Here is a 12111-nt window from a genome sequence, read left to right as displayed (position 1 = left end):
TTGATGTAAAATATCACCAGTTACACTTTGAAAAAGCGGGATGTCATGAAAACCTTAATTGCACGTAGTCTTAAATTTGAATCGGGCGTGGTACAGGTATTGGATCAATACTTACTACCACACCAACAGGTGTGGCATGAATGCCGCGACGTTGCGACGATGAGCGAGCTCATTCTGACACTTAAGGTTCGCGGCGCTCCGCTTATCGGGTTAGCGGCAAGTTTGTTAATTGGTTATCTTACCGAGCAGGGAAAAGATAAAAACACAATTGCCCGTTCGATAGATGAACTTGAAGCAACACGCCCTACAGCGGTGAACTTAATGCACTACATGGCGAGATTGCGTGAAGCGTTACAAGCGAATGATTGGCAACAACAAGTGGTCACAACCGCAGAACAGTTATTTGAAGAAGACACTGCGCTATGCGAGCGTATGGCAAATATAGGTGCAGAGCTTGTGAATGCGGGAGACAATATTCTTACTCACTGTAATACTGGTGCGCTGGCAACGGCAGGTGTAGGCACCGCTCTTGGCGTAATCCATCATGCTGCAAAACAACATGGTGACATTCATGTTTGGGTTGATGAGACTAGGCCACTGTTACAAGGTGGTCGGCTTACTGCGTTCGAACTAGATGCATGGCAAATCCCATACACGCTAATCTGTGACAATATGGCTGCGAGTTTAATGGCGGCGGGTAAAGTCGATAAAATCTTTGTAGGGGCAGATAGGATTGCGGCAAACGGTGATTTTGCGAATAAAGTTGGCACTTACAATCTCGCGGTGTTAGCTCATTTCCATAATATTCCTTTTTATGTGGTTGCCCCGATCACAACGTTGGATAGAAGCTGTCCAAATGGCGCAGCCATTCCAATTGAACAACGCGCCAAAAGCGAAGTAACCGGTGTCAGTGGTAGTTTTGGTGATTGCCAATGGGCACCCAACAATGCAGAGGTATACAACCCAGCATTCGATGTTACGCCAGCGAGTTTGATCACCGGATGGGTGTTGGATACGGGGTTGTTTACGGGTGATGATGTTTTAATAGGCGCTTTCAAAAAAGACTAAAATATTGTTAAACAATGGCGCAATCCCTCTTAGTAGCTCTGGCTATCCACTGTAACCAGAGCTAACTGAGTGGGACTAGTCAAGCAATGGAAACTGTTTTGCAATTTCAGAGTCCGTGCTTTTCGCAACCCAACCCTCTTGATTATTGAACAGGCGAATGGCCGTAAACTCTGGTTCGCTACCCATATCAAACCAATGAGGCGTATTTTCTGGCACTGAGATTAGGTCACCTTGCTGGCATAAAACTTGGTATACCTTATCGTTTAAGTGTAAGCAGAATAGCCCTTGTCCTTTAACAAAAAAACGCACTTCATCTTCGCTATGAGTATGTTCAAAAAGAAATTTCTGTCTCAACTCAGAGGCGTTAGGATTGCCCTTTGCGAGTGAAATCACGTCGACAGTTTGATAACCGCCTTGTGCCTTTAATCTTTCAATATCGCTCTGGTAGGCATTAATAATGTCGTCTTGTGACATTTCAGCTGTGATATCGGTGCTAGTCTGCCATTGTTCAAAGCGTACGCCTTGCTCTGCGAGTAAAGATGCGATGATGTTTGCGTCTTGCTCTTGCTGTAAAGCTTGGCTTGGATTCTGTACCTGGTAGATAGTCAGTTGACTCATGAAAATGCCCCTTCATCAAAATGGTCAAAGCTTGATATAACTGGATGTTCAGGTGATGTTGCTTGTGCATCTCTAAACAGTTGTAATGTTTGCATGCCAGCGGCCTTTGCCGCGTCTAGCTCGGCTACGATATCGCTTAAAAAGAGGATTTGATCTGCTTCATACGGTAGGGTTGCAATAATATTCTGATACGCCGAAATTTCCTGCTTGGCACCCACTTTAGTATCAAAGTAGTCACTAAATAGCGGGCGAATATCACCATAGTCTGAGTGGGCAAATAGTAGCTGCTGCGCTTTCACAGAACCCGACGAATATACGTAGAGGTCGCGGCCATTCGCTTTTTGTTGTGTTAAAAACTGGTAGGCATCTTCATACAAATGTCCGGTAAAATCGCCGTTTGTATAGCCAAACTGCCAAACGAGACCCTGTAGCTGTTTTAATGGCGTGATTTTCTTATCCGCGGCGATCCACTCAAGTAGCGCGGCAATCACGGTATCAATATCAGCGTTTGCATTATCCAATTCTGCTCTGACGGCACTAATTTGCTCGGCAACGGCGGCGTCATGCTGATGGTCGCGAATAAATTGCGGTAAATGCGCAGCAGCATACGGGAATAGTATCTCTTTAACAAATGAGATACGGGTAATTGTCCCTTCAATATCTGTTAAAATGGCTTTGATCATTGGCGCCCCTCCAATTTAATGCGTTCTAATTCGCAGGCAAATAAAAACTCTAAGCCCTCAATATGACGACGCGTTTCTTGCACTGTACGGCCCACTGCGTATAACCCGTGACCTCGGATCAATACACCGTGTATAACCGGTGTAGTTTGATGAGATTGCGCCACGCGCTGTGCTAGCCGCTCTATATCCTGATCGTTATCAAAAATAGCAATGGATAAGGTTTCTTCATGCGATTGAATGCCAGACAGTGACTTTTGCATTTCATAACCACAGATCTGAAATTGCTCGCCTTGAATAAATCGCGACAACACCGTCGCAGCAACTGAATGAGTGTGTAATATACACTGTGCACCCACGCATAATTCATATAGTTTTAGGTGCAATGCAGTTTCGGCTGAAGGCTTGCCACTACCGGCAATGATGGTGCCTGTGGCGTCTAATTCCAGAAATTGTTCTGGTGTTAATTTACCTTTATCAAAGCCGCTGGCCGTGACAACAAAGCCAGAGTCTGTTTTGATAGAGAAATTACCACCAGTCGCGGGAACCCAGCCTTGCTGAGCAACCCAAGCTCCTGCGTCGATAAGCGCGAGTTTTGCGGCTTGTGTGTGCATAGTTAACACCTATAAATTAAATGCGTTTGGACGGCTATACATCTATTTTGAGCAATGATAGCATCCACTCACGATTAGCACCATAAGAAAGAGAGTGTTGCAGTGAAAAGTAAGTTACCTCAGGTTGGAATTAGTATATTTAGCCAAATGACGGCATTAGCGAACGAGCATGGTGCGATCAACTTATCGCAAGGCTTTCCGGAGTTTGATGCGCCTGATTACCTCAAATCACAACTGAGCCACTATGTTGGCGAAGGTCAAAACCAGTATTCGCCTTCTGCCGGCGTACCGAGCTTGCAAGCACAAGTTGCGGCATTAATTGAACGTCGTTATCAGGTGAATGTTTCAGGACAAGAACAGATCACGGTGACCTCGGGCGCAACGGAAGCACTCTTCGTGGCAATTCAGGCGATAGTATCTGAAGGGGACGAAGTTATTGTATTTGATCCAGCTTACGACTCTTATGAGCCAGCAATTGAACTGGCTGGCGGGAAAGCCGTGCACATCGCGTTGACTGCACCGCATTACCAAATTGATTGGCAGCAAGTCGCAGCGAGTATCAACCCAAATACCCGTGCTATTATCATCAATACACCGCATAATCCGACGGCTAAAACGCTGAAGCCGTCAGATATAGCGCAGCTGAAACAGTTGCTAAATCAGCATGACTTGTTATTGATCAGTGATGAAGTATACGAGCATATTACCTTTGATGGTTTGCCCCATTTGAGCGCATTAACTGATCCTGTATTGTTTGAGCGTGCGTTTGTGATCTCAAGCTTTGGTAAAACTTTTCATAGTACAGGCTGGAAAATGGGCTACTGTGTGGCGCCAAAGCAAATGACTGTTGAGTTTAGAAAGATCCATCAGTATGTAACATTCTCAAGCTTCACTCCGGCACAACTTGCATTGGCAGATATGCTTGCTGAACATCCTGAGCACGTTGATGAGCTGAGTGGATTTTATCAACAAAAACGCGATGTTCTGGTTAAGGCGTTAGCGTCAAGCCGATTTACTTTGTTGCCAAGTGAAGGGACTTATTTTTTGCTTTTGGATTACAGTGAAATTTCTGATCTTGATGATGTTGCCTTTTGTCGCTATCTGGTGGAAGAGGTTGGGGTGGCGGCAGTGCCACTCAGTGTTTTTTACCAACAAGCATCTGAAGACAAGGTCATTCGATTATGCTTTGCTAAGGAAAATAAGACATTAGAAGAGGCTGCAAAACGCTTATGTCAACTTTAACCGTTACTCTTGTTCAAACAGATATCCAATGGCTTTCACCTGAGGCCAACTTTACCCATATTGAACGTTTGCTAGAAAATGTTGAGCCAAGCGATTTAATTTTGCTACCAGAGACATTTGCTACCGGCTTCGCCGTAAAAGAGCTGGGTGTTGAGCGTTATGCTGATGCAGCCATCGAGTTTTTACAGCAATGTGCTCAGCGCTTTGAAGCTGTTGTTGCGGGCAGCATATTGGTTCCGCAAGGAGATAAAAAGGCCAACCGTATGGTGTGGTGCCAACCGGATGGAGAGATACTTCATTATGACAAAAGACACTTATTCTGTTTAGGTAATGAGGGTGATTTTGTCGTTGCTGGTGAGCACCGTGAAGTGTTTGAATTAAAAGGCATTAAATTCTTACCGCAGATCTGCTATGACTTACGTTTCCCAGTATTTCAGCGTAATCAGAACGATTATGAGGTTATGATTAATATTGCAAACTGGCCAGCGGCACGCCGAAATCATTGGGATACTTTACTGGCTGCTCGTGCAATCGAGAATCAGTGCTTTGTGCTTGCGGTAAATCGCGTAGGTGAAGATGGGTATGGCACTGCGCATAATGGTGGTACTAAAGCGATTGACTTCAATGGTAATAGCATTGTTTCGGCAGCAGATGACCAAGCAGAAGTTATTACCGTAAAGCTAAAACTAAGCGACTTGCAGCAGTACAAAGCTAAATTTCCAGCCCACCTCGATGCGGATAAATTTACATTGGCATAATACACATTGATACATGTATAAATTGCCCAACTAAGAGCTCTAGTTGGGCACGATCTAACTCGAAGCTCAATAGGCCCTAAGATGCATTATATTGATGCACAAGCAATTCACCTTCTCTGCCAGTGGCGCTGTAATCATTTTTTGATAAACGGAAATAGCTCAACTGGGTGCGCATTTCGTGGGCTTGCTCGGCCATTTGTCTTGCCGCTGCCATTGTTTCTTCGGTAATTGCAGAGTTTTCTTGAATAAGATCCGTCAGTCGTTGCACCACCAAATCCACTTCTTTGATGGCTTGCTGCTGCATTGAGGTCGATTCATTGATTTTAATGATGTTGTTATTTACATCACTCACTGCACCAACGATTTGTTGCAGCTTTTCACCAGAACTATTCGCAAGCTCAGTACCTTGCTCTACCTTCTGATTACTGTTAGATATAATTTCTTTAATTTGCTTTGCAGAGGCGGCGCTGCGCCCTGCTAGTTCTCGCACCTCATTTGCAACGACGGCAAAGCCGCGGCCATTTTCTCCCGCTCGTGCCGCTTCAACGGCGGCATTGAGTGCCAGTAGGTTGGTTTGAAACGCAAGCCCATCAATCACGGATACAATTTCATTAATGTCTTTACTGGCTTTGTTCACCTCAATGATAGCGGCTACGGTTTGGGCAGATAAATTGCCTCCTTCTTTGGCTATGTTTTCTGCGTTTTTTGCCAGTCCTACGGCATCACCTGATTGATTTGAAACCTTAGTGAGCTCATCTAACATATTGCCAGTGCTGGCACTGGCTTCTTCTAAGTTTGCTGCTTGCTCTTCTGTGCGTTGGCTGATTTCGGTGTTACTCGCCGCTATTTCTCCAGCACTTTGGGCAACATAGTTTGCTGCGGCTTGGATCCCTTCAATGACACTGGTGAGCTTTTGAATTGTGGTATTGGTGTCCTCTTGAAGAGATTTAAACACGCCAAAATATTTACCATCCACTTTATTACTTAAATCGCCCTTAGCAACATTCGCCAATACACTACTGACTTCTGAGATAGCATCTGAAACTTGTGAGGTCGAGCCGTTTACGTCTTCTTTTAGTTGCTGTAATTGACCTTGTAGTTGTAACTCTATTTTTTGGCTAAAGTTACCTTCGGACATTGCACCCATTACACTGCCGAGTTCTTCAATAACTTGATTTAGGTTCTCGACTGAACGGTTGATATCACCTTTAAGATTGTCAAGCTGGCCAGACATCGCAGATTGAATGGTGCGATCAAATCGACCATGACTAATTGCCATCATCACTGTTGAGATTTCTGAGATAGCAACATCAACGGCGGTGACGGAAGCATTGATATCATCTTTAAGTTGAGCTAGTTGGCCTGTTGCTACTACATCTACCTGTTGTTTAAAGTCGCCATTGCTGACACCGGCCATTACAGCGCCGATCTCTTTCATCACTCCGTCTAGGTTTGCCATGCTGGAGTTGATATCTTGTTTTAACGTCTCTAATTGGCCTGCGAGTGGAGCATCAAGTTGCGCAGAGAAGTTGCCTTGACGCAGTGCAGACATAATCGTGCTGATACCGTCAATCGCGCTGCTAAGGCTACGTACGGAATTATTTACCGAATCTTTGAGTTGTGCTAATTTTCCTTTAGCGGGTACGGTTACTTGTTCCTTAAAGTTACCTTGCTCAATATTGGCCATCACATGAACTATACCGTTCATGGTTGAATTAATCGAAGACAAGGAATCATTGATATTATTTTTGAGCAGGTCTAAGTCGCCAGACATCGGAGCGCTGAGTTTGGTATCAAACTGACCATTTGCCATATCAATGGAAATTTCATTAAGCTCAGAAATAGCTCGACTTAAGGTATTGGCGCAGTGGTTAGTGGCATCTTTTAGGGTTTCTAGTTCGCCTCGACAAGGTACTTTTATACGCTCTTCAAACTTGCCCGATGCCATTTGATTCATGACGCGGTTAGCTTCTGTGATAGAAAGCTGCAAAGCATCCAGTAATGAATTAAATGCTTGTGCACTGTTGCCTATTTCATCATGACTTCGAATTGGGGCTCGCAAAGAAAAGTTGCCTTCTTGTTCAACCAACTTCATGGTTTCCACCAATTCGTGGACGGGTTTTGTGAGCGTTTTTGAGAACCAGTAGGCGACGATTAGTACTAATACGATAGTAACGGCTAAAATAATCATCAGATATTGAGAGAGTGAAGTGACGGAAGCGAATGCTTCTGACTCGTCCATCTCGGCAAGTAGCGCCCAACGGGTATTAAAGACCTCTACCGGTGTATAAGCAGATAACACGGCTTCGCCGTTATAGTCCTGAATAACTTGTTGTCCAGATTTATTATTCAATGCTTGAGAGACCGCAAATGTTGCTACTTTGCCGCGCTCAGGATATCGGAATGAATTTACCACTGAGTGGTTTTGTGGGTCTAAGAAGGAATCAGAGCGCATTAGGCCCTCAGGACCGACTAAGTAGGTTTCACCACTTCCTCCCAAGCCCTCTCGTTCGGTCATGATAGTGTTGATGGCATCAATAGATAATTGTGCAGCAACAATTGCAACGGTTTGACCATTAACCACTATGGGTTTAGCGATAAAACTAGCGGGCGCATTATAAGAAGGGAGGTATTGTTTATAATCGGCAAATGTACTGATTGTTGGATCGGTTGAGTTTTTTAGTTCTCGATAAAGAGAAGCTAAATTACTATTGGCATAGGGACCTGACTCTAGTGATGTAGCAAAATCAACTTCTTTAAATACAGAATAGACAATATTGCCGTTGCGAGGGTCAATAATAAAGATATCGTAAAACTCGTAGATGTCGGCAATGTTCAACATGTACGGATGATAGCTACGGTGAGCTAAGTCATAACTATCTAAATGCCCAGTTTCAATAAACTTATATTTCTCGCCAACAGGGTAGGGATTACTGGCTAGGTAGCGTGCTTGCAGTGCAAGACCTGACTCTGAAATATTACTGATTAGTTTTTCGGTACTGGTGTCCTCTGGGTTTTCTTGATTAAACTTAGGTACGAACACTTCATCGTAAAATCGAGATAGCTTGACATAGTTTGTATCGCCTTGGGCGCTTGGAAAGCTGTTAATGAACTCTTGTGCGATCACGGGAAGCAATGGATTTGCCGTAAAGGCATTCAGCTTATCCTCAACGGTCTCAAAATAGCGGTTAACCGCACTTTTTTTAATCTCACTCACTGCTCCAAGTTGTGAATATACTTGCGCTGTCATGGCATTTGATGCGGTATAAAGTGCAATAGAAATAATCACTATTAGTGGCACGAGGGCGACGATTAGAAATGCAAAAATCAGCTTTTTAGTTAAATTAAGAGAGCTAAAGAACTGTGAAAACCCGGACATAACCTAATTCCCTGTTGCTGGAGGTACCTATAACAGCATAGAACAGTATTGGTTAAGATCTAGACAAAAAAGAAAAAAGCTCGGCTATCTTTATGGCCGAGCTTTTACATTTAACCTTTCTCTTTTACAAGAGCGAGACTTTATATCAGTTGTATTAAGTAAATGATCTATTTTGAAGCGGGGAAATAGCTTTAGTAGCGAGGCAAAAAATTTTGCTATTTAGTTGTTCTAAATGAGAAATTTTTAACGAAGCTAATATGCTATTTCACCCTTCAAATTGATTAGAGAATTAATTCAATTGGTATTAATGTTTCCAGTGATAGGTATGGGCTTTTTCTTCCATGTACTCAGCGGTTGCTGGGTGCATTTGTGTTTGTACGCCATTTTCAAAGAAGAAAGGCTGGCGTTTATTATCATAGTTACCAATTTCATTCATGGTCGCTGCATCATAGATACGGCCATTGATCACGGTGTAGGCAACTTTTTCTGATTCACGAATATTAGAAAGTACATCTCCATCAATGATGGCAAGGTCAGCTAGTTTCCCTTGTTCAATCGTGCCAAGGTCGCGATCTAGCCCTAAATATCTCGCGCCATCGATAGTACCACTACGAAGCGCCTGCCATGGGGTAAAGCCACCTTGGGCCATTGACCATAACTCCCAATGTGCTGCTAAACCTTCCCGTTGGCCGTGAGCACCAATGTGTACAGTAACACCTTTATCACGCAACTGTTTCGCAGTTTTAGCGACATTAATGTGGTTGTAGTGACGTTCAGGCGCTTTGCTTGGGCGAATTGACCTTGGTTTGACTATATATTCAGGAACAAAGCTCATCAAGCGTTCGTTTTCCCATACATTGGTGTGATGATACCAATATTCTTCACCAGCAATACCGCCGTAGGCAACAGCAAAAGTCGGAGTAAAGCCAACGTTTGTTTGCCCCCACATTTGTTCGATATCAGAGTAAATATTCGCAATCGGTAAGGCATGTTCAACACCTGTGTGACCATCGATTATCATGTTCATGTTGTGTTGGAATTTTGAGCCACCTTCAGGTACAACCATGATTTCCATGTTTTTTGCCGCCTCCAACACTTGTTGACGCGTCTCACGACGAGGGTGATTGTAACTCTTCACCGAAATAGCGCCTGCGTCTTTTAAACGTTTAACATGGAATTCAGCGTCTTCAAGGTTGCTGATAGGTGTTTTGTAGCCTGGTGCATTGCCAGCATATAAGATACGGCCGACAGAGTAGGTTCTTGGGGCCACGGTGAGACCTGCTTTTTGCAACTCAGCCATTGAGAACACCTCACCAGAGTCATTGGAAGGATCATGGATAGTTGTCACACCAAAGCTCAAGTTTGAGTATTGATTCCAGTTCTGTTGTGGTTGCAGGTTACGGCTGCCGTAGCTACCATGTGCGTGGGCATCGATAAGTCCTGGGATCACGGTTTTACCGCTAATATCCATCACTTTAGCTGTGCTAGGAACGTCTAGTTCACCTTGCTTACCGACTGCAACGATGCGATTCTCTTTGATCAGAATAACACCATTGTCGATGATTTCTTGTTCGTTCTCAGCGTTACGCATAGTCACTACTTTACCGCCGACTAGCGCAATCATACCTTCAGGCTTATCTGCTTTTTGCTCAAAACTTAAGTCAATGCCTTCAGCGGTTAGCTCGTCGGTGTTGTCAGATGCACCATCGACGAAAGCGAAAGTATCAGTCAGTTTGCGTTGATAAAGTGTGGGACCAAATGCCCAAGTTAGCGCGCTGCTATCCGCTTTCCAATTTAGGAAATCACCAGAGTACTTTGACACTTGCTTAACTGGGAAAGCTTTCTCACCCTTGTTAATTGATAGGGTTTTACCTGTACTGGTAAAAGGTGCAACAAAGGTATTGAAGTGCTCGATAAATGCCACGTATTGGCCGTTTGGAGAGACTTTAAAATCAAAGACGTAATCACCTTTGAAGTGGCTACGTTCTTCTTGGCCATTGAGGTTAACACTTTTAAGCTCACGATGTGTTTCGTCACTCATTGTTGAGAAGTAAATGCGCTCTGAGTCGGCTCCAAAGTGAGGATTATCACCATTTTTAATAATGCGCTTTGCTTCGCCGCCTTTGGCATCAATCAGATAAATACCTGGGTGCATTGACCAATCGCCACTTAACAAGTAGCCACCCGTGACCTTTTTAAATAGCACGTTTTTACCATCAGGTGAAAAACTAGGAGAGATATAGTGACCTGGTTCTTGGGTGATCACTTTACCCTTACCGCCAGTTGCAGATACAACACGTATCGCGCCTAAGTCTTTGTCATTCCACGTCGTGTAGACGATAGACTTACCATCGCGAGAGTAGCTTGGGTAGAACTCAAAGTGGTTGGTTTGTTTAGTGAGGCGCCTTACTTTACCTGACTCAATGTCTTTTATGTAAAGGTAGCCAAGCGCTTGGAATAGCGCAGTTTCACCATCTGGAGAAATTTGCGACCAGCGCGCGAGTTTAATTTTAAAAGTATCAGGTGCAACATCCACAGCAAAACGCAGTGCCGGTGTAATCTGTTTTTCAGCAACAACACGAGTAGGGATGATGCTCACCTCTTTTGACTCTATATTGACGCGGTTGAATACCCCTTTTGCCCAAAAAACCAGGGATTTACCATCTGGCGTGTAAGCAAAAGAAGGCGTGTTACCATGTGCACCATTGGCTTCTTGCAAATCACGGTCAAGCCCTGAATATACACGAGTCTCAATACCTGAACGTAAATCTTTGATGTATAAAGCGCTGACCATTTCGTTGCTGTTGTCTTCGCGCTTAACAAACGCAATTGATTTACCGTCAGGGCTAACGGTTGGGCGAATAGCACCTCCGGCACCACGGATCACGGTTTCTTCTTCACCTGTAGCTAAATCCCAACTACGAATTTCAAAAACAGAGTCGAGCGAGTTTTTATTATACTCCCAGCGTACGCCTGAGGTTGCGTCAACTGAGTAATAGATTTTTTTACCGTCGTGAGAAAATGCGGGTTCTGCAACGTTCTTTTGAGAGCTTGTACCATGCAGACGTTCGCGAACTAATACGCCTTTACCACCACTGATGTGATACATGCGTATTGAACCTGCTGGGATGGTACGGCCTGTTACTTGACCCTGTTTTACCGCAATATATTGACCATCTGGTGACCATGCCGGGTTATGAATAAGGTTATTTACTTCTTTTGACACCTGGCGTAGATTTTGACCGTCAACGTCCATCACCCACAGGTTGTCACCGCCTGCGCGATCAGAGATAAACGCGATGTATTTACCGTCAGGGGAAAACTTAGGTTGAATGTTCCAGCCCATATCTGCTGTGAGTGCTGTTGCTTTACCGCCGTCAATTGGCATGATGTAGAGGTCGCCAAGCATATCAAAGACGATGTGCTTACCATCAGGACTAACATCTAAGTTACTCCAGGTGGTTTCGTTAGTATCAATGGTGATGGTTTGCTTTTCGCCTGGTGGGTTGAGCACATCCCAGCCTTTAGTTGATTTTTCTTCTGCTTGCGCGGCTGTAACAGCATCATCAGCGCTGGCTGGTTGAGCCAAACTAATCACAGCTGCACCGATAGCAATCGCTAGGGGGGTTTTAAAAAATGACATAGATGTTCCCTAATTTTATAGTTTTTATCTCAGACGCGTAACGCGTCTAAGTAAGTTAGCGTTAATATAAATTGGCACTAAGCATGAACAAATTTTATGATGATGTCGA

8 protein-coding genes are annotated in these 12111 nt (G+C 44.1%); 3 read left to right on the top strand and 5 right to left on the bottom strand.

Annotated elements, in window-relative coordinates; translation table 11 throughout:
- Positions 1-45 precede the first annotated feature (45 nt).
- Positions 46-1068 (top strand): S-methyl-5-thioribose-1-phosphate isomerase, encoded by a 1023-nt coding sequence (gene mtnA / locus DRB05_RS03605; RefSeq protein WP_128725714.1) that lies wholly within the window; start codon positions 46-48, stop codon positions 1066-1068.
- A gap of 75 nt (positions 1069-1143) precedes the next feature.
- On the opposite strand, the gene DRB05_RS03600 is transcribed toward mtnA, so the two are convergent.
- Genes DRB05_RS03600 through DRB05_RS03590 form a run of 3 tightly spaced genes read right to left on the bottom strand, consistent with a single transcriptional unit; the run spans position 1144 to position 2980 of the window.
- Entirely contained in the window at positions 1144-1686 is a 543-nt protein-coding gene (locus tag DRB05_RS03600) for a cupin domain-containing protein (protein ID WP_128725713.1), read from the bottom strand.
- A complete protein-coding gene (gene mtnC / locus DRB05_RS03595) occupies positions 1683-2369 on the bottom strand; it encodes an acireductone synthase (protein ID WP_128725712.1) in 687 nt (228 codons plus the stop codon). The genes DRB05_RS03600 and mtnC overlap by 4 nt, the downstream gene beginning before the upstream one ends.
- Entirely contained in the window at positions 2366-2980 is a 615-nt protein-coding gene (locus DRB05_RS03590) for a methylthioribulose 1-phosphate dehydratase (protein WP_010376449.1), read from the bottom strand. Before DRB05_RS03590 ends, mtnC begins: the two co-directional genes overlap by 4 nt.
- A 102-nt stretch (positions 2981-3082) precedes the next feature.
- On the opposite strand from DRB05_RS03590, the gene DRB05_RS03585 reads away from it, so the two are divergent.
- A complete protein-coding gene (locus DRB05_RS03585) occupies positions 3083-4222 on the top strand; it encodes a methionine aminotransferase (protein WP_128725711.1) in 1140 nt (379 codons plus the stop codon).
- Complete coding sequence (locus tag DRB05_RS03580; RefSeq protein ID WP_128725710.1) at positions 4210-4980, top strand: amidohydrolase; 771 nt, start codon at positions 4210-4212, stop codon at positions 4978-4980. The genes DRB05_RS03585 and DRB05_RS03580 overlap by 13 nt, the downstream gene beginning before the upstream one ends.
- A gap of 76 nt (positions 4981-5056) precedes the next feature.
- On the opposite strand, the gene DRB05_RS03575 is transcribed toward DRB05_RS03580, so the two are convergent.
- Both DRB05_RS03575 and DRB05_RS03570 read right to left on the bottom strand, forming a co-directional pair.
- Positions 5057-8359, bottom strand: coding sequence for a methyl-accepting chemotaxis protein (locus DRB05_RS03575; protein WP_128725709.1), 3303 nt, complete (start codon positions 8357-8359; stop codon positions 5057-5059).
- Between the two features lie 304 nt (positions 8360-8663).
- Complete coding sequence (locus tag DRB05_RS03570) at positions 8664-12002, bottom strand: amidohydrolase family protein (protein WP_128725708.1); 3339 nt, start codon at positions 12000-12002, stop codon at positions 8664-8666.
- Positions 12003-12111: the final 109 nt, after the last annotated feature.

This window comes from Pseudoalteromonas sp. A757 (assembly GCF_004103285.1).
GTDB classification, from domain to species: Bacteria; Pseudomonadota; Gammaproteobacteria; order Enterobacterales; family Alteromonadaceae; genus Pseudoalteromonas; species Pseudoalteromonas galatheae.
The sequence above is the reverse complement of the archived record's forward strand: the minus strand, read 5'-3'. Positions and strand labels throughout refer to the sequence as shown.